17 protein-coding genes are annotated in these 17,576 nt (G+C 70.4%); 13 read left to right on the top strand and 4 right to left on the bottom strand.

What is annotated here, in order from left to right; all coding sequences use genetic code 11:
* The first annotated feature begins 7 nt into the window (after nt 1–7).
* The 5 genes from ATK74_RS08085 to ATK74_RS08065 are packed head-to-tail and all read left to right on the top strand — an operon-like array spanning nt 8 to nt 5,298.
* Nucleotides 8–1,093 (top strand): AMP-binding protein, encoded by a 1,086-nt coding sequence (locus tag ATK74_RS08085; protein ID WP_169923778.1) that lies wholly within the window; start codon nt 8–10, stop codon nt 1,091–1,093.
* A 2-nt stretch (nt 1,094–1,095) separates the two neighbouring features.
* Complete coding sequence (locus ATK74_RS08080) at nt 1,096–1,974, top strand: 1,4-dihydroxy-2-naphthoate polyprenyltransferase (protein ID WP_098460547.1); 879 nt, start codon at nt 1,096–1,098, stop codon at nt 1,972–1,974.
* On the top strand, nt 1,974–2,924 hold the full coding sequence (locus ATK74_RS08075; protein ID WP_098460546.1) for an o-succinylbenzoate synthase: 951 nt from the start codon (nt 1,974–1,976) through the stop codon (nt 2,922–2,924). The genes ATK74_RS08080 and ATK74_RS08075 overlap by 1 nt, the downstream gene beginning before the upstream one ends.
* Nucleotides 2,917–4,548 carry a 2-succinyl-5-enolpyruvyl-6-hydroxy-3-cyclohexene-1-carboxylic-acid synthase gene (gene menD / locus ATK74_RS08070; RefSeq protein ID WP_098460545.1) on the top strand — a complete coding sequence of 544 codons (1,632 nt, stop codon included), beginning with the start codon at nt 2,917–2,919 and terminating at the stop codon, nt 4,546–4,548. The genes ATK74_RS08075 and menD overlap by 8 nt, the downstream gene beginning before the upstream one ends.
* 3 nt (nt 4,549–4,551) lie before the next feature.
* Nucleotides 4,552–5,298, top strand: coding sequence for a sulfite exporter TauE/SafE family protein (locus ATK74_RS08065; protein WP_098460544.1), 747 nt, complete (start codon nt 4,552–4,554; stop codon nt 5,296–5,298).
* Here the strand turns inward: ATK74_RS08065 and ATK74_RS08060 are convergent, their stop codons facing one another.
* Nucleotides 5,299–6,963, bottom strand: a complete 1,665-nt coding sequence (locus ATK74_RS08060) for a TM0106 family RecB-like putative nuclease (protein ID WP_098460543.1) — start codon at nt 6,961–6,963, stop codon at nt 5,299–5,301. It abuts the gene before it with no gap.
* Nucleotides 6,963–7,697: a demethylmenaquinone methyltransferase gene (locus ATK74_RS08055; protein WP_098460542.1), complete on the bottom strand. Its 735-nt coding sequence runs from the start codon at nt 7,695–7,697 to the stop codon at nt 6,963–6,965. The genes ATK74_RS08060 and ATK74_RS08055 overlap by 1 nt, the downstream gene beginning before the upstream one ends.
* Before the next feature lie 246 nt (nt 7,698–7,943).
* Here ATK74_RS08055 and ATK74_RS08050 point away from each other — a divergent pair, with 246 nt between their 5' ends.
* Genes ATK74_RS08050 through ATK74_RS08040 form a run of 3 tightly spaced genes read left to right on the top strand, consistent with a single transcriptional unit; the run spans nt 7,944 to nt 11,349 of the window.
* Complete coding sequence (locus tag ATK74_RS08050) at nt 7,944–8,597, top strand: ABC transporter ATP-binding protein (protein ID WP_098460541.1); 654 nt, start codon at nt 7,944–7,946, stop codon at nt 8,595–8,597.
* A gap of 1 nt (nt 8,598) precedes the next feature.
* Nucleotides 8,599–10,317, top strand: a complete 1,719-nt coding sequence (locus tag ATK74_RS08045; RefSeq protein ID WP_098460540.1) for a DUF6297 family protein — start codon at nt 8,599–8,601, stop codon at nt 10,315–10,317.
* A gap of 57 nt (nt 10,318–10,374) precedes the next feature.
* The gene (locus ATK74_RS08040) at nt 10,375–11,349 is read left to right on the top strand and encodes a CPBP family glutamic-type intramembrane protease (RefSeq protein WP_098460539.1); all 975 of its coding nucleotides are present in this window, start codon (nt 10,375–10,377) and stop codon (nt 11,347–11,349) included.
* Nucleotides 11,350–11,351: 2 nt separating this feature from the next.
* Here the strand turns inward: ATK74_RS08040 and ATK74_RS08035 are convergent, their stop codons facing one another.
* Complete coding sequence (locus ATK74_RS08035; RefSeq protein WP_098460538.1) at nt 11,352–11,960, bottom strand: TetR/AcrR family transcriptional regulator; 609 nt, start codon at nt 11,958–11,960, stop codon at nt 11,352–11,354.
* 68 nt (nt 11,961–12,028) lie between these two features.
* On the opposite strand from ATK74_RS08035, the gene ATK74_RS08030 reads away from it, so the two are divergent.
* The gene (locus ATK74_RS08030) at nt 12,029–13,249 is read left to right on the top strand and encodes an alpha-amylase family protein (protein WP_098460537.1); all 1,221 of its coding nucleotides are present in this window, start codon (nt 12,029–12,031) and stop codon (nt 13,247–13,249) included.
* Here the strand turns inward: ATK74_RS08030 and ATK74_RS08025 are convergent.
* Nucleotides 13,230–14,492 carry an isochorismate synthase gene (locus ATK74_RS08025; protein ID WP_098460536.1) on the bottom strand — a complete coding sequence of 421 codons (1,263 nt, stop codon included), beginning with the start codon at nt 14,490–14,492 and terminating at the stop codon, nt 13,230–13,232. The two genes, ATK74_RS08030 and ATK74_RS08025, sit on opposite strands and share 20 nt — an antisense overlap.
* Before the next feature lie 111 nt (nt 14,493–14,603).
* Here ATK74_RS08025 and ATK74_RS08020 point away from each other — a divergent pair, with 111 nt between their 5' ends.
* Genes ATK74_RS08020 through ATK74_RS08005 form a run of 4 tightly spaced genes read left to right on the top strand, consistent with a single transcriptional unit; the run spans nt 14,604 to nt 17,552 of the window.
* A complete protein-coding gene (locus ATK74_RS08020) occupies nt 14,604–15,902 on the top strand; it encodes a geranylgeranyl reductase family protein (RefSeq protein WP_098460535.1) in 1,299 nt (432 codons plus the stop codon).
* Nucleotides 15,903–15,945: 43 nt separating this feature from the next.
* A complete protein-coding gene (locus ATK74_RS08015; protein ID WP_098460534.1) occupies nt 15,946–16,305 on the top strand; it encodes an NADH-quinone oxidoreductase subunit A in 360 nt (119 codons plus the stop codon).
* A gap of 12 nt (nt 16,306–16,317) precedes the next feature.
* The gene (locus tag ATK74_RS08010) at nt 16,318–16,875 is read left to right on the top strand and encodes a NuoB/complex I 20 kDa subunit family protein (RefSeq protein WP_098460533.1); all 558 of its coding nucleotides are present in this window, start codon (nt 16,318–16,320) and stop codon (nt 16,873–16,875) included.
* Nucleotides 16,872–17,552, top strand: coding sequence for an NADH-quinone oxidoreductase subunit C (locus tag ATK74_RS08005; protein WP_098460532.1), 681 nt, complete (start codon nt 16,872–16,874; stop codon nt 17,550–17,552). The genes ATK74_RS08010 and ATK74_RS08005 overlap by 4 nt, the downstream gene beginning before the upstream one ends.
* Nucleotides 17,553–17,576 lie beyond the last annotated feature (24 nt).

The raw sequence follows: 17,576 nt of genomic DNA, 5'->3' as shown, positions 1-17,576 counted from the left end.
TGGGATGGTGCTGCTGCGGGTTGCCGAGGACGATCAGTTGGCCGCCGCGTTGGCCGCCGCGCTGGCCGGAGGGCCGCCGGTGACCCCGCGAGCGCCGGAGTCCGCCCTGGCCGCGATCCGTCCCGACCTGCCGGTGACCGAGCCCGGTGCGGCTGCGGTGGTGGCCACCTCGGGCTCGACCGGCGATCCGAAGGCGGTGGTTCTTACCGGCGCAGCGCTGGAGTTCTCCGCCCGGGTCACGCATGAGCGGCTGGGCGGCCCAGGGGAGTGGGTCTGCGCCCTGCCCACCCACTATGTGGCCGGCCTGATGACCGTGGTGCGTTCGGTGGTGGCCGGACGCGGCCTGCGCTTCGCCTCCCCGGAGCTGGACGAGTTGCCCGCACCCGGCGAGCGCAGCTACTTGTCGTTGGTGGCCACCCAGCTGCACCGGGTGTTGGCCCGTCCCGAGCAGACTGCCCGGCTGCGTGACTACGCCGGCGTGCTGGTCGGCGGCAGTGCCGTCCCCGACGGGCTGCGCGAGGCGGCGCTGACCGCCGGGGTGAACCTGGTGGCCACCTACGGGATGAGTGAGACCTGCGGTGGCTGCGTGTACGACGGCGTCCCTCTGGATGGCGTCGGCGTCGAACTGGCCCAGGAGCGGATCGGGCTGCGCGGGCCGATGGTCTTCGCCGGCTACCGCCTGCGTCCCGAGTTGACCGCGGACGTCCTGGACGGCGACTTGGTCTGGACCAACGACCGGGGCCGATTCGACCCGGACGGCCGGCTGGAGGTGCTCGGCCGCTTCGACGACGTGGTGATCAGCGGTGGCGAGAAGGTCGATCTGGCCGCGGCCCAGCGACTGGTCGACCAGCTGATCGGGCCCGATGAAGGACCGGTGGTGTTGCTCGGCATCCCCGACCGGCAGTGGGGCGTCCGGGTGGTCGCGGTGACCACGGGCGGGTGGAGTCTGGACGTCCTGCGGGACCGGCTGCGCGCCCGGCTGGGACGGGCCGGGCTGCCCAAGGAATTGCGGCGAGTGGCCGAACTGGCGTACACATCGACGGGCAAGATCGACCGGGCCGGCCTCATCGCCGCCTGGCAGGACGAAGGGTGAGCATGGCCACAATCAGCAACTGGATCGAAGGCACGCGGCCGAGGACCCTCCCGGCGGCCATCGCTCCGGTGCTGGCCGGCAGCGGGGTCGCCTGGTTCGCCGGCGGCTTCGACCCGGTGCTGGCAACGCTGGCCCTGGTGGTCTCGCTGGCCCTCCAGCTGGGCGTGAACTTCGCCAACGACTACTCCGACGGGATCCGCGGCACCGACGCCGACCGGGTCGGCCCGCTGCGCCTTGTCGGTTCCGGGCTGGTTGCGCCGAAGCGGGTGCTGGTGGCCGCCTTCGGCTGCTTCGCGGCGGCCGCGGTGGCCGGGCTGTCCGCGGTCTGGATCACCGGTGACTGGTGGCTGCTCGCGGTGGGTGCTGCGGCGATCGCGGCGGCGTGGTTCTACACCGGCGGCCCGCACCCCTACGGCTACCTGGGCCTGGGTGAGGTCTTCGTTTTCGTCTTCTTCGGCCTGGTCGCGGTCGGCGGCACCGTCTACCTGCAGCTCGGCTGGGTGCCGATCTCGGGCTGGTGGACCGCCGTGGCCGTGGGCGCCCTTGCCTGCGCGATCCTGGTGGCCAACAACCTGCGCGACCTGGAGACCGACCGGCTGGCCGGCAAGCTCACCCTGGCCACCAAGCTGGGGGATCGGGGCACTCGGGCCTTCTTCTTGGCCCTGCTCGGCCTCTCGACGTTGGCCGTGCTGGGCGTGGCCGCCACCAGCAGCTGGTGGGCGCTGCTCGGCCTGCTGATGGCGATCACCCTGGTCGGGCCGGTGATCCAGGTGATCTCCGGAGTGCGCGGGCCGCGGCTGATCCCGGTGCTGAAGCAGACCGGGCTGGCCGAACTGGCCTGCGCCGCCGGACTCGCCGTCGGGCTGCTGATCGCCCGCTGATGGACGCCGTCGCCTACGCGCTGCCACTGCGGCACCGATTCCGCGGGATCACCGTGCGGCAGGGCCTGCTGCTGCGCGGCCCGGCCGGATGGGCCGAGTGGAGTCCGTTCGCCGAGTACGGTCCGCGCGAAGCCGGCCAGTGGTGGCTGGCCACCCAGGAGGCGCTCACCGAGGGTTTCCCGGCTCCGGTGCGTACGGACGTCCCGGTGAACGTAACCGTGGCCGCCGTCGACCCGCAGACCGCCTACGACATCGTGGCCGGTTCGGGCTGCGGCACCGCGAAGGTGAAGGTCGCCGATCCCGGCCAGTCGGCAGAGGACGATCTGGCCCGCGTGGAGGCCGTCCGGGCCGCGCTGGGCACGTCCGGCCGGATCCGGGTGGACGCCAACGGCGCCTGGGACGTCGAGACTGCGGCCACCCGGCTGGCGCAGCTGGCCCGGGTCGGACTGGAGTATGCCGAACAGCCCTGTGCGAGCACCGAGGAGCTGGCCGAGCTGCGGCTGCTGCTGGCCCGTCGTGGAGTGGACGTCCTGATCGCCGCCGACGAGTCGATCCGGCGCAGCGGTGACCCGGAGCGGGTGGTGGCCTTGCAGGCCGCCGATGTGGCGGTGCTGAAGGTGCAGCCGCTGGGCGGCGTCCGGCGCTGTCTGGAGCTGGCCGAGCGGCTGGGGCTGCCGGTGGTGGTCTCCTCGGCGCTGGAGAGTTCGGTCGGACTGGCCGCCGGGGTGGCGCTGGCCGCCGCCCTGCCCGAGCTTCCCTATGCCTGCGGGTTGAACACCGCCGCCATGTTCACCGCCGACGTGACTGCCGAGCCGCTGCGCGCCGTGCAGGGCCGGATCGCGGTGCGTCCGGTCGTGGTGGACGAGAATGGCCCCTGGCGGGCCGAACCGAGCGTGACCGAGGATTGGCTGGCCCGACTGTCCCGAGCGAGCGGAGCGATCGATGAGTGACTCCTACGCCTGCGCCGAGGCGGTGCTGACCCAGCTGGTCGCCCAAGGCGTCCGCGAGCTGGTGCTCTGCCCGGGCTCGCGCAGCGCGCCGCTGGCCCTGGTGGCTCAGGCGGCCGATCGGGCCGGCGCTGTGCGCCTGCACGTCCGGGTGGATGAGCGGACGGCCGGCTTCCTCGCCCTCGGCCTGGCCAAGGCCGGACGCGGCCCGGCCGCAGTGATCACCACCTCGGGAACCGCCGTCGCGAACCTGGCCCCAGCCGTGCTGGAGGCGCATCACTCGGCCGTCCCGCTGATCGTGGTCACCGCCGACCGGCCGGCGTCGTTGGTCGGCTTCGGTGCCAACCAGACCACCGAGCAGGCCGACCTGTTCACTGGTTTCGTCCGCTATCGGGCCCGGGTGGCCTCGAGCGCACCGGCGGCTTCCTGGCAGGCTCAGGCGGCCCGGGCGGCCGTCCTGGCCGAAGGAGCACTCGGCGGAGACCCCGGACCGGTGCACCTGAATGTCGAACTCGGAGTGCCGCTGGTGCCGTCGGCCGGGCCTCGCGCCTGGCCGGCCGCCTTGCCTGCTCCGCTGGTGACGCCGGGCCGGTCGATCGCTCAGCCGGTGGCGCTGCCGGGTACTCCGCGCACCGTGGTGCTGGCTGGGGACGCGAGTCCGTCCGTCGGAGCCGCCGCCCGCGCGCTGGCCGAGAGCTGTGGGCTGCCGTTGCTGGCCGAGCCGTCCAGCAATGCCCGATCCGGCCCGAACGCGATCCGTACGGCCCGGCTGCTGCTGGGCACCGACCTGGGCGCCGCCATCCAGCGGGTGCTGGTCTTCGGGCGTCCGACGCTGTCCCGTCCGGTGAGCGCGCTGCTGGCTCGCCCGGACGTCGAGATCGTGGTGGTCAGCGACCGCTCCGACTTCCCGGATCCGGGCTGGCAGGCCCGGCTGGTGGCCCCCGCGGTCACCGTCGAGCCCGGCCCTGCCGAGTGGCTGGCCGCCTGGCAGGCGGCCGATGCGCTGCGGCAGGAACACGTGACCGCCACCCTGGCCGAGGTCGGCACGCTGACCGGCCCCGAGCTGGCCGACCGCGTGGTGGCCTCGGTGCCGTCCGATGCACTGCTGATCCTGGCCAGCTCGAACCCGATCCGGGACGCCGACCTGGCCTCGATCCGTCCGGACGCCCTGCTCAGCTACGCCAACCGCGGGCTCAGCGGCATCGACGGGACGATCTCGACCGCTATCGGGCTGTGCCTGGCCGGTGGCCGGCCCGGCGTCCTGCTGTGCGGCGACCTGGCCTTCACCCACGATGTCGGCGCGCTGGCCATCGGGTCGGACGAGCCCCGTCCGGAGCTGCGGATCGTGGTGGCCGACGACGCCGGCGGCAGCATCTTCGCCACTCTCGAGTACGGCGCCCCGGCCTTCGCCCAGGCCTTCGAGCGCGTCTTCGCCACCCCCACCGGCCTCGACCCGGTGACCCTGGCCGGTGGCTACGGAGTTCCGGCCCGCCGGATCGATCCGGACGACCTGGCCGCCGCCCTGGCCGCCCCGATCAGTGGCCTCGAGGTGCTGGTGGTCGGCCTGGATCGCACCGGCCGCGCCGACCTGGACGCCCGGCTGGCCGCCGGTCCGTCCGCCGGCTAGTCGATGGAGCTGATCACCCAGACCCTGGCGGGACTGCCCGGCTGGGCCTGGCTAGTCCTGATCGGCGCCGCCCTGCTGGTCGGCTTCGGAAAGACTGCGATCGGCGGAGTGGTGATGATCGCCGTGGTGGCTTCGGCGATGGTGCTGCCCACCAAGGAGTCCACCGGCTTCATGCTCCTGCTGCTGCTCACCGGCGATGTGGTGGCGGTGTGGACCTATCGCCACAACGTCGACTGGCGGTTGATCGGCCGGCTGGTGCTGCCGATCCTGGTCGGGATCGGGGTCGGTGCCGGCTTCCTGCGCTGGGTTGACGATCTGGTCCTCAAGCGGACCATCGGAGTGATCGTGCTGACCCTGCTGGTGGCCGGCTTCTGGCCCGACAAGCTGGCTGCACACCGTCCCTGGGTGGGTCGTGGCTACGGAGCGTTGGCCGGCTTCACCACCATGGTGGCCAATGCCGGTGGCTCGCCGATGAGCCTGTACCTGCTCGCTGCCAAGTACGACAAGTGGCGCTTCCTGGGCACGACGTCGTGGCTGTTCTTCGCGGTGAACCTGACCAAGCTGCCGGTCTCGATCGGCCTGGGAATCATCTCTCCGCGCACGGCCGTGCTGGCCGCGGTCCTGGTTCCGGTGGTGCTGCTGGGCACCTGGCTGGGCCGACTGACCATCGCCCGGATCGATCAGGTCACCTTCGACCGGCTGATCACCGCGTTCGTAGCGCTGGCCGGGCTCTGGCTGCTGCTGGGCTGATCAGTGCTGCTGGCGCAGCCAGCCGCGCAGCGCCCAGGTGGCCCGGACGTCGTCCTCGTTGTAGTCGAGAACTCGCTGTTTGGCCTGCTCGCGGGCGGTCGGGTCGGCACCATGGACGGCCTCGTCGAACCAGATCATGCTGTTCAGGCCGCCGGGATCGTCATCGCGCCAGTGGAAGCCGGCTCCGGCCGAGGCGACCACCTTCAGGCCGAGTCCGTTCGCGCCGAAGAAGTGCGTCCGGACCAGGGCGAACAGATCGATGAAGTGGTCCTTGGCGTAGCCATTGGCCCATTCCAGGACGTCGTCGCCGGGCCGGGTCAGCCGCTGCAGCCGGATCAGTTCGTAGTCGGAGTAGTGGAAGACCAGCGAGGCGCGTCCGTCCACCAGCTCGCGCAGCCAGCTCATGGCGGACCGGGCCAGGGCCTGCTCCTGCTCCTCGTCCAGGTCCTCGAAGCCAGCGAAGCTGCGGTAGTAGGGCTCCTGGTCGCCGGAGTCGACCCAGAAACCCCACAGGTAGACCCGATCCTCCCGGGACGTCTCGATGTCGATGTCGATCTCGAGGTCGGCTTTGGGCAGCTCGATGGGGCCGGTGGTCAGCCGGTCCAGCTGGCGTCCGTGGTGGAGTAGCCGAGAGCGACGCTGGGCCAGCCGGATCCGATCCTCTGCGCCGAACCGGTGCTGCACTCGCGGCAGGTAGTCAGGCAGCAGGGCGTCCAGGTCGGCCGCGGCCAGGTCCCGGACCGTGACGATCCCGGAGCTGCGCAGCACGGTGATCTCATGAGCGTCCAGCGGCGACTTGCTGATCCGCAGGCTGAGGTCGTCGTCGTCGAGCTGGGGACGGCAGACCGTCCACCACGCGCAGTAGCCGCACTCGTGGTTCACCACCGGGGCCAGCAGCGGGGGATCGCCGGCCGTGGAGGCGGCCGCTGCTTCGGCCAGGCCGACCCGATCGGCGAACTCGGCGTCGTAGCGCTCCAGCGCGCTCACTGAACGCGGCCCGTCGCTGGAGCCGGCGAGCGCGGCCGGCGCCGGAACGCAGGCCTCGGTCAGATCCAGCCAGACCGCCAACGGGCCTTCGCCGCAGTTCACCTCGTTGCCGACCACCAGGCCCTGCGGGCCGCCGGCCGCCGCCCGGCCCAGGCTCTCCAGGAGCCGCCACAGATGGGCCAGCTGCACGGCATTGGCCCAGCGCCAATGCCAGCGGTAGCGCCAGCCGGTGCCGGTCCGCCGGACGGTCAGGTCATCGAGGGTGGAGTAGCTGAACGGCTGATCGTCCTTGCGGGCGTCCACCACCCGCTGAAACTTGATGGTGCCCGGGATGTAGCCGCCGGCCGGGTCGCGGACCAGCAGCTCGGGACGTCCCTGGCGATGGCCGGCCCAGTCCCGGGGGAGCAGCCCACCGATGATCACGTCGGCACCGGCGTCCATGGCGGCCAGACAGGCCTTTTCCTCGGCCTCGCTGCCCGGCGTCTCGGGGATGCGCAGGTCGACCACCTGGGCCGCGCCGGCCTTCAGCCGCTCGATGGCCGCTGCACTGAACTCGGCTGCGCCGGGAAGCCGGGGGATGTTGATCGGTTCATCGGATCGCACCATGCCCGGATGGAAGGCGTGATGGGTCTTGACCGGGCAACTCCTGGCCGCGTACGCGTCGAGCGTGAACTCCATCAGGCGTGTGCCCGGTGCAGCGCAACGATCCCACCGGTGAGGTTCTTCCAACCCACCCCGCGCCAGCCGGCGGCGTGCATCAGGTCGGCCAGCGACTGCTGGTCGGGCCAGGCCAGGATCGACTCGGCCAGGTAGTCGTAGGCGACCGGGTTGGACGAGGCCAGCCGGGCCACCTTGGGCAGGACCTGGCCGAGGTAGCCGCGGTAGCTGGCGCGCAGCGGCGTCCACACCGGGGTGGAGAACTCGCAGATCACGATCCGTCCACCGGGCCGGGTGACCCGGTGCAACTCGGCCAGCGCCGTCGGAACGTCCTCGACGTTGCGCAGCCCGAAACTGATGGTGACCGCGTCGAAGGCGTCATCGGCGAACGGGAGATGCAAGGCGTCGGCATTCACGAAGGTCAGCTCGGGCACTCGCTGCTTGCCCACGGTGAGCATGCCCTCGCTGAGATCGGCGGCCACCACCACGGCTCCGGCCTTGGCGAACGGACGGCTGGAGGTTCCGGTCCCGGCAGCCAGGTCGAGCACTGTCTCACCGGGCAGGCCGGCCACCGCGGCGACCGTCTGAGTACGCCAGTAGCGGTCCTGGCCGACGGAGAGGAGATCGTTGACCAAGTCGTAGCGCGGGGCCACCTTGTCGAACATCTGGGCGACTTCGGCCCGCTTTCGCATCAGATCGGCCCGGACCTGGTTCGCTGCATGCACGTCCCATAGCCTGCCACGCCTCACCGACATGATGCTTATCGGGCGCTCCGGCGGGCGTCGAAGTCCGCCTCGGTGCCCGTTCCACGGCCCGTGCGCGCCGTCAGTACGGCCCGGTGCTACCGCTTCGGTGACGGTGCTACCGCTGTACGGGTAGCTTCGCGGCGGACGGGTAGCGCGGCCGTGTGGACGGGTAGCAACCGGAGGGCAGCGCCGTCAGGGCGGCCCGCCGGCGGTCGGTGGACGGCGGGGCTTGGTGAATGCGGGAGAATCATCCCCATGGCTCGACGGACTCCGGTGCTCAAGGTCACCGCGCTGAAAAAGGCCTTCGGGCCGGTGGTGATCATCGATGGCTTCAATCTCGAAGTCGCCGCAGGCGAGGCGATCGCCCTGACCGGACGCAACGGCGCCGGCAAATCGACCGTGCTGCGCTGCCTGGTCGGTGCGGATCGCCCCGACTCGGGCACCATCCAGGTCGAGGGTGTGGCGGTCAGCGAGACCAACCCGCAGATCCGTCGCGATGTGGCCGCGGTGATCGACGACTTGGACTTCTTCCCCGACCTGAGCGTGGTCGAGCATCTCGACCTGCTGGCCAGGGCACATGGCGTCCCCGACCCCGATCATGCGGTTGATGAGGTACTGCACGAGGTGCAACTTGTCGCCCAGTCCGGTCAGCTGCCGCCGACCCTGTCCTCGGGCGAGCGACGCCGGTTGGCCCTGGCCACGGCGTTCGTCCGTCCCCGCAAACTGCTGATCCTGGACGAGCCCGAGCAGCGGCTCGATGTCGAAGGCGTGGCCTGGCTGGCCGACCGGCTGGTGGCCGAACGCAACCGCGGGCTGGCCATCGTGATGGCCAGCCACGAGCCGAGCCTGGTGGAGAAGGTGGCCACCCGGGTGATTCGACTCGGAGACCGGGCCCGGGTCGAGGCCTGACGTGGCCAAACGAACCCGAAAGCCCACGGCCGGCAAGCCGTCCGGCCCGGTCGCGCCGGACGTGGCTGAGCCGACTCCGGCACCGGTGCCGGTGCAGCGCGAGTTCTTCTTCCTGCCCGACGTCGAGCCGGAGCCGGTCGAAGCCGAGGAACTCCATGAGCTGATGAAGCTGTGGCGGCACGGCCGAGCAACGCGGACGCTCGGTCAGGCCATCTCCGATGGCTACGTCACCGTCTTCACGATCTTGATGCTCGGCGCCATGATCACCTCCGGCGTGCTCAGCGCCCAGCAGGGGATGGCCGGCTGCACCACCGGTGCCTGTGCCAGCAGCCGCCTGCTGCTGCCCACCGCGGTCCTGCTCGGCAACTACGCCGTGGTGCTCGGGCTGGCCCGGCTGTTCGGGCCGGTACTGGTCTCGGCCGCGGAGGGCTCCTGGCTGCTGGACGCACCGCTGGATCGGCGCCGGCTGCTCAGTGGGCGACTGGTGGTGCCGCTGGTGGCCGCCTTCCTGTTCCCGGGCCTGATCACCGGCCTGGTGGCTGGGCTGACCGGGATGGACTGGCCGGCCGTGGGGATCTGGACGCTGGCTGCCGCTGCCGGGAGCGCGGCGCTGGTCGCCTTCTCCGCGGCCCAGCAGGCCAGCGAGCGATCCCGACTGCTGATGCTGCTACAGAACCTGACCGGTGCCGCGGCGCTGGCTGTGATCGCCCTGGTGGTGGCCGTGGCTGCCGACAAGGTGCCGGCCGAGGCGCTGTCCGGAATCGATGCGGCGCGCTGGGTCTTCCTGGGCGTGGCCGTGGCGGCCCTGGCGGCCGGCACCTTCTGGCTGATCCTGGCGTTGCGCCGGCTCGACCAACTGCGGCGGACCCGACTGGCGTCCGGCGGCGCCCTGGTCAGCGGCATGCAGGGGGCCATGTTCGCCCTCGACTTCGGACTGATCCGCGACATTCTGGTGGAGCGGCGAGCCGCCGCGATCGGCCACGTCCGGCCGACGCGCGGACGGGGCCTGGGCCTGACCGCGCTGATCTGGCGCGATGCCGAGCGGCTGCGCCGCAACCCGAAGATGTTCATCGGGCTGGCGGTGAGCCTTTTCGTCCCCTACGCCGTGGACGCACTGCGGCTCAGCCAGTTGAACCCGCTGATCTCCGGACTGGCCCTGGTGGCGGCCATGATCCCGTTCCTGGGCAGCCTGCGGGTGCTCAGCCGGACCGGCGGCCTGGCCCGCGGGTTGCCGTTCAAGACCGCCTCCTTGCGCACGGCGTCGATGGCGGTCCCGGCCGCCGTGGCCTTGCTCTGGGCGCTGGCAGCCGTCCCGGCCTTCGTGGGAGTGGCCGGCACCGGCGCCGATCGCAGCCTCGAGGACGGGCTGATCGCGGCCCTGATCACCGGTGCGGCCGGCTTGCTCGGCGGCGTCCGCTGGGTGACGGCCAAGCGGGTGGACTTCGGCGCGCCGATGGTGGCCACCCAGAACGGTGCGGTGCCGCCGGCGCTGATCTTCAACCTGCTGCGTGGCATCGACATGGTCGCCCTGATCTGCGCTCCGGTGATCCTGGGCTGGCCGGCCTACTGGTCGGCGCTGCTGATCGTGGTCACCTTCGTCGGTCTGCGCGGGTCCTTCAACGTGGAGGACCTGCGGACCGAGGCGGAGGCGGCTCAGCGTGAGCTCGATTCGGCCAAGACCGAGCGGACCAAGACCAAGGTGCCGCCGCCACGCCGCTGATCGGCGAGGATCGACGGCGACACCGAACTGCTGAGGATCCCGGCTAGGTTTGGGCTCATGACGAAGTTGCGGCAGGTTCGCTGGGGTCGGATCGGCCTGTTCTATGCGATCACCTTGGGTTGGGCAGTGGTGGTGGCCGGCGGCCTGTACCTGGCGGGACAGCGGTCGCTGGACCCGTCCGCTGCTCCGTGGTGGGTCGCAGTCCTGCTGACCGTCGTCTTCCTGCCCGCGCCGCTGGTGGCGGCCCGGATCCTCGAGCGCCGCGACTCCGCCGACGACCGGCTGCGCGCCGAGTTCAGCTCCGGCTGGTGGCGGCATTGGCTGTCCCTGATCGGGATCACGGCGATCGGCCTGGTCGTCCTGGTCCTAGCCCTGGTCGGCGTCACCTGGTTGGCGGGCAACGTGCGCGGAATGCCGGACGCCGGGACGGTCCTGTTCAGCCAGCCGGACATCGTCTCCAGTCTGCTCACTCGGCAGTCGTCCACCGATGCCGCCGGAGTTGCCGCGCTGAGCGCGGTGACGCCTGGGCTGTGGGGCTTCCTTGCGATTGCGGTAGCTGCGACCCTGCTTGCGGCGGCCACGGTGAACGGCGGCTTCGCCTTCGGCGCCGAGTACGGCTGGCGCGGGTGGCTGGCTGACGAGCTCAGCCCACTGGGCAGCTTCTGGATGAACCTGATCGTCGGCATCCTGGCCGGGCTCTGGTACGCCCCGCTGGTACTGCTCGGCCACGGCTACCCGGGGTACGCGGTGCTGGGGGTCGGCTTCATGGTTGCCTGGAACGTCGTGGTCTCCTTCCTGCTGTGGCGGCTGCGCCAGTGGCAGGGCAGCCTGTTGGCCCCGGCGATGTTCCATGGCGCGCTGAACGGCGTAGTCGGCTTCTTCTGGGTGGTCACCGCCGGCGGGCATCCGCTGCTGGCCGCACCGATGGGGCTGATCGGCATCGGGGTGCTGGCCGTGCTCACTGCGGTGCTCTGGCTGGCCACTGCGCCGGCCGTACGGGCCGCGAAGGCGGCCGAGCCGGCACTGGCCTGAATTCAGCGCCCCCAGTCGCCCAGAGCGCCTTCCAGAGCGCCTAGGGCGGCATCCACCAGTGAGTGGCGCTGCTCGTCCGGGCAGCCGAGGTCGACCCAGCGCAGGCAGGCCTGGTCGAGGAACCCGAAGTAGCCCCACAGTGCGTACTCGTGGCGGACGGTGTCGGGGGGCAGCAGGTCGGCCAATGCGCGGACGTAGCCGGTCCGCGCCGCGTGCCGGATGCGGACGGCCTCGGCCGGCTCGCCGGCCCCGCCGAACGGCGCCGCCCACGCGGCGGGATGGTCGGCGATGTGATCGAGATAGACCAGCAGCGACGCGCGGACCCGGTCCCGGGCCGGGACGCCGGGGGAGAGTGCGGCGTCGGCGGCGGTCTGTTCTGTGCGCAACTGCTCGATCGAGGCGGCCACCACCGCCGCGAACAACTCAGCCTTGCTGCCGAAGTAGTGGAAGACCAGCGCCGGGGACGCCTGGGCCGCCTCAGCGATCTGGGCCACCGACACCTCGGCATAGGGCGCGACCGCGTACAGGCGTCCGGCGGCGGCCAAGATGGCCTCACGGCGCTGCTGAGTATCCAGGCGTTGCCGAGGGCGGCGGTCGGTGCGGGAACTCATGGCACTATCTTACCGGCTATTGAGCTACACTCAGTAACGTTATTGAGTTCGAGTTAGTAGGAGCCTCGATGAGCCTGGAACACGCGATCTGGTGGCACGTCTACCCGCTGGGTGCACTCGGTGCGCCGATCCACGACGTCGGCCAGGTCGCACCGGCCAACCGGCTGGTCCGACTGGAGGCGTGGCTGGACTACGCCGTCGAGCTGGGCTGCTCGGGCCTACTGCTCGGCCCGATCTTCGCCTCGACCAGCCATGGCTACGACACCCTCGACTACTTCCGGATCGATCCCCGGCTCGGCGATGACGCCGCCTTCGACCACCTCATCGAGGAGGCCGGACGTCGTGGCCTGCGGGTGCTGCTGGACGGGGTCTTCAACCATGTGGGGATCGCCCATCCACTGGTGGCCGAGGCGGTGGCCGCCGGCCACGGGCTGATCCGCCTGGAGCAGGTGGACGGCCAGGTTCAGCCGGCCGGATGGGAGGGCCACGGCGACCTGGCCCTGCTCGACCACAGCCGTCCCGAGGTGGCCGACCTGGTCACCGAGGTGATGCTGCACTGGCTGCGCCGCGGAATCGCTGGCTGGCGGCTGGACGTGGCCTACGCGGTGCCGTCCGCGTTCTGGAGCGAGGTGATCGACCGGGTCCGGACCGAGTTCGCCGACGCGATCTTCCTGGGTGAGGTGATCCACGGCGACTACGTCCGGATCGTCACTGAGGGCCATCTGGACTCGGTCACCCAGTACGAGCTGTGGAAGGCGATCTGGAGCTCTTTGGCCGACCGCAACCTCTGGGAGCTGGACTGGGCGCTGGCTCGGCACGCGGAGTTCTGCGCCGCCCTGCTGCCGAACACCTTCATCGGCAACCACGACGTGGACCGGATCGCCAGCACCGTCGGCCCGGACGGAGCGGCGCTGGCCGCGGCCATCCTGTTCAGCCTGCCCGGGATGCCCAGCATCTACTACGGCGACGAGCAGGGCTTCACCGGCACCAAGGGCACCGGACGCCACGCCGACGACCCACTGCGTCCGCCGCTTCCGGACGGCCCGGACGCGCTGGCGCCGGACGGCTGGTGGCTGTACCGGCTCTATCAGGAGCTGATCGGACTGCGCCGGCGCCATCCCTGGCTGGCCACCGGCGAGGTCACCGTGCTCGGCAAGGACAACAGCTGGATCGAGTACGAAGTGACCGGTTCCGGCCAGAAGCTCGCCGCCCGGATCAGCCTGGAACCGACCGCGTCGGTCCAGCTCAGCGTGGCCGGTGGTGAGTCGCTCAGCTGGCCGCGGAGCTGACCCCGAGCACCTGGTGCATCGGGAGCAGCTTGGCCACGGTCTCGGCCCACTCCTCGGCCGGGTCGGACTCGGCCACGATCCCGCAGCCGGCGTAGACGGTGATGGTCTCGGGACGGTCGGGATCGATCTGGCCGCAGCGCAACGCGATGGCGAACTCGCCGTCGCCATTGGCGTCCAGCCAGCCCACCGGGCCGGAGTAGCGGCCACGATCCAGCTGCTCGAGTTCGGCGATCAGGGCGGCTGCGTCGGCGGTGGGCGTCCCGCAGACCGCGGCGGACGGGTGCAGCTCACCGGCCAGCCGCAGCGCACTCACCCCCGGGCGGACCACGGCGGTCACATCGGAGGCCAGGTGCAGCACGTTGGGCAGCTCCAGCACGTAGGGGGCGTCGGGCACGTTCATCCCCGAGGTGAACGGGGCCAGCGCCTCGGCCACCGAAGCCACGGCCAGCTCATGCTCGGCCAGGTTCTTGCCGGACCGGGCCAGGGAGCGGGCCAGCTTCAGATCGAGTTCCTCGGCGCCGTTGCGCCGGATCGTCCCGGCCAGTACCCGGGACGTGACCAGGCCGCCCTCGCGGCGCAGCAGCATCTCCGGCGAGGCGCCGATCAGGCCTGCCACGCAGAAGGTCCAGCAGTCGCGGTACTCCTCGCTGAGCCTGCCGACCAGCCAGCGCGGGTCCAGCGGACGCTCGGCGGTGTGCACCTCGGCCCGGGCCAGCACCACCTTGCTCAGCTCGCCGTCCGTGATCCGGGTCACGGCGGCCTCGACGATGCCGCGCCAGTCGGCTTCGGCCAATCCGCCGACATCACGGCGCAGGCCGGACGGTGCCGCAGCGGCACTCTGGCGAGGCGGCAGCTCGGGCTGATCGCCCGGTCCGCCGATCAGGGTCAGCCAGCTGCGTCCGCGGCGTCGGCCCAGGATCAGCCGGGGGACGATCAGCAGCGCCTCGGAGCGCGAGTGCGACGCAGCGAAGGGGAACGAGCCGAAAGCCAGCGGGCCGGTGCCGCTCAGGTCGAGCAGTTCGCTGTCGTGCTCGAGTTCGGCGCACAGTCGGCTCCACCAGGCGTCCGCCTCGGCGAAGCTGCCGCCCTGGAAACGGGCCACCTCGCCGAACCCGATCATCCCCTCGCCGCGGCGCAACCAGGCGACCGCGTCCTGCCGGGGGAGATAGCCACTCAGCTCACCAGGATCGGGGATTTCGATGGTTCGAGCCTGCAGTTTGCCCAGCGGCTCGTGATGACGCACCCGGCAAGGTTAGTCCTTGGTCGGCCGGCAGGCACCTCGGCCCCAAATGGCCTCGCCGGGCCGTTTTGCCTACACTGACCGGTACCGAGCCAGACACTGCAGGGAGCGCCAATGCCAGAGCCCGAGGCGGCAACGCCAGTCGTCGGCTCAACTGCAATCACCGCCGAAGTCATCGTGGTCGGCGCCGGCCCCGGAGGATCCTCCGCGGCCGCCTATCTGGCTGATCGCGGCGTCGACGTGGTGCTGCTGGAGAAGTCGAGCTTCCCCCGGGAGAAGGTCTGCGGCGACGGACTCACCCCGCGTGCGGTCAAGCAGCTGATCAAGCTCGGCATCGACACCTCACCCGAAGCCGGCTGGACCCGCAACCGCGGCCTACGGATCTATGGCGGACGCACCGAGCCGTTCGAGTTGAACTGGCCGGAGCTCGCCGAGTTTCCGCCGTACGGGCTGGTCAAGGCCCGTTCCGAGTTCGACAAGCTGCTCGCCGATCGGGCGGTGGCCGCCGGTGCCCGGCTGTTCGAGAACACCAACGTGACCGAGCCGATCATCGATCAGCTCAGCGACCGGATCGTCGGCGTCGTGGCCAAGGACGGACGCCGGTTCACCGCGCCGATCGTCATCGCCGCAGACGGCAACTCCTCGCGGCTGTCGGTGTCCATGGGACTGACCAAGCTCACCAACCGTCCGATGGGCGTGGCGGTGCGGGCCTACTTCACCTCCCCGCGCAGCGATGACGACTACATGGAGTCCTGGCTGGAGCTGTGGGACGGCAAGCCCGGAGAGTCCAACCTGTTGCCCGGCTACGGCTGGGTCTTCGGGATGGGCGACGGCACCGTCAACGTCGGCCTGGGCACGGTCGCCTCGAAGGCGGACAAGGCTGGGCAGAATTACCGCGAGATGTTCTCCCGCTGGGTTGCGGCCACTCCCGAGGAGTGGGGCTTCCGTCCGGAGAACCAGCTCGGACCGATCCTGGGTGCCGCTCTGCCGATGTCGTTCAACCGGCAGCCGGCCTACCATCGCGGCCTGCTCCTGGTCGGTGATGCCGGCGGCATGGTCTCCCCGTTCAACGGCGAAGGCATCTCCTATGCCATGGAAGCCGCCGAGATGGCCGCCGACGCCATCGCCGATGCCAAGTTCCGCGGTTTCGGGTCTCCCAGCGCCGAAGCGGCGCTGCGCGGCTACCCGACCCGGTTGAAGTCCGAGTGGGGAGGGTACTTCCGGCTGGGTCAGGTCTTCGTTTCCCTGATCGAGCACCCGCAGGTGATGCACCTGTGCACCCGGTATGGTCTGCCCCGGCCCACGTTGATGCGGTTCACGATGAAGATGCTCGCTCATCTCTACGACACCAGGGACGGTGATTGGATGGACAAGGTACTCACTGCCCTGACAAAGGTGGCACCCTCAGCATGACGTGCACGCCGCAGGGAACTACGAAGAAGGGACGGTGCTACCGATGAGCCCCTACATTCCACTCCTGGGGATCTTGGTTCTGGCCGCCGTGTTCATGGCGATCTCGATCTGGCTCAGCGCCTACGTCGGTCCGCGCCGCTGGAACCGGATCAAGTACCAGTCCTACGAATGCGGGATCGACCCGACGCCTCAGGCGACCGGTGGCGGACGCTTCTCGATCAAGTACTACATCATCGCGATGCTGTTCATCGTGTTCGATATCGAGACGATCTTCCTCTACCCCTGGGCGGTCACCTTCGACAAGCTGGGCCTGTTTGCCCTAGTGGAAATGCTGTTGTTCATGGTCACGGTGTTCGTCGCCTACGCCTATGTCTGGCGTCGCGGCGGCCTGGAATGGGAGTGAAGGTAACCGCGAATGGGCATTGAGGACAAGGTTCCCCAGGGCGTGGTGCTGACCACCCTGGAAGGGCTGTTCGGCTGGATGCGTCAGGCCTCGTTCTGGCCGGCCACCTTCGGCCTGGCCTGCTGTGCGATCGAGATGATGACCTACGGTGCGCCGCGTTTCGACGCCGGCCGCTGGGGCCAGGAGGTCTTCCGCGCGTCACCGCGCCAGGCCGACCTGATGATCATCTCCGGCCGGATCAGCCAGAAGATGGCGCCGGTGCTGCGTCAGGTGTACGACCAGATGCCGAACCCCAAGTGGGTCATGGCCATGGGTGTGTGCGCCTCCAGCGGTGGCATGTTCAACAACTACGCGATCGTCCAGGGCGGCGATCACCTGGTCCCGGTCGACATCTACGTGCCCGGCTGCCCGCCGCGCCCGGACATGCTGATCGATGCCATGTGGAAGCTGAAGAAGGGCATCGTCGCCAAGCGTCCGATCGGTCAGAACGAGATCGACGCCCAGGACGCGGCCGAGGCCGCTGCCCTGATCGCTCCGGCCACCCATGAGCTGAAGGGGCTGCTGCGATGAGTGACAACGACGCGCTGCTCCCCGAGGCCGGGCCGGCTCCGGCCGCGCAGACCACCCCGATTCGTCAGGGCATGTGGGGGACCGGCAGCGGCGACACTTCCGGCTACGCCGGCCTGCGCCGCAGCGTCGAGTGGCCGGCTGCGGCCACGGCGCCTTACGGCTCCTGGTTCGACGACGCGCTGGCTCGCTTGTCCGTCCTGGTGGCCGACCCCTTCTACAAGGTGGTCGTCGATCACGGTGAGCTGACCGTCTACGTCGCGCGCGAACGCATCCTCGAGGTGATGCAGGCGCTGCGTGATGACGCCTTCCTGCGCTTCGAGTTCTGCGCCTCGGTCTCCGGCGTGCATTACCCCGACGAGCTGGGCAGCGAGTTGCACGTGGTCTACCACCTGCAGTCGATGACTCACAATCGCCGGATCCGGATCGAGGTCACCTGCCCGGACGCCGACCCGCACGTCCCGTCCGTTGTGGCCACTTACCCGGCGGCCGACTGGCACGAGCGTGAGGCCTGGGACATGTTCGGGATCATCTTTGATGGCCACCCGCACCTGACCCGGATCCTGATGCCGGACGACTGGGTAGGCCACCCGCAGCGTAAGGATTACCCGCTGGGCGGGATCCCGATCGAGTTCAAGGGCACCGTGGTGCCGCCGGTCGATTCCCGCAGGAGCTACTGATGAAGGAAACGACAGACTTCTACG

The organism is Propionicimonas paludicola (assembly GCF_002563675.1).
Classification (GTDB): Bacteria; Actinomycetota; Actinomycetes; order Propionibacteriales; family Propionibacteriaceae; genus Propionicimonas; species Propionicimonas paludicola.
Note: the sequence above shows the minus strand (reverse complement) of the source record. Positions and strands in the feature narration are given on the sequence as shown.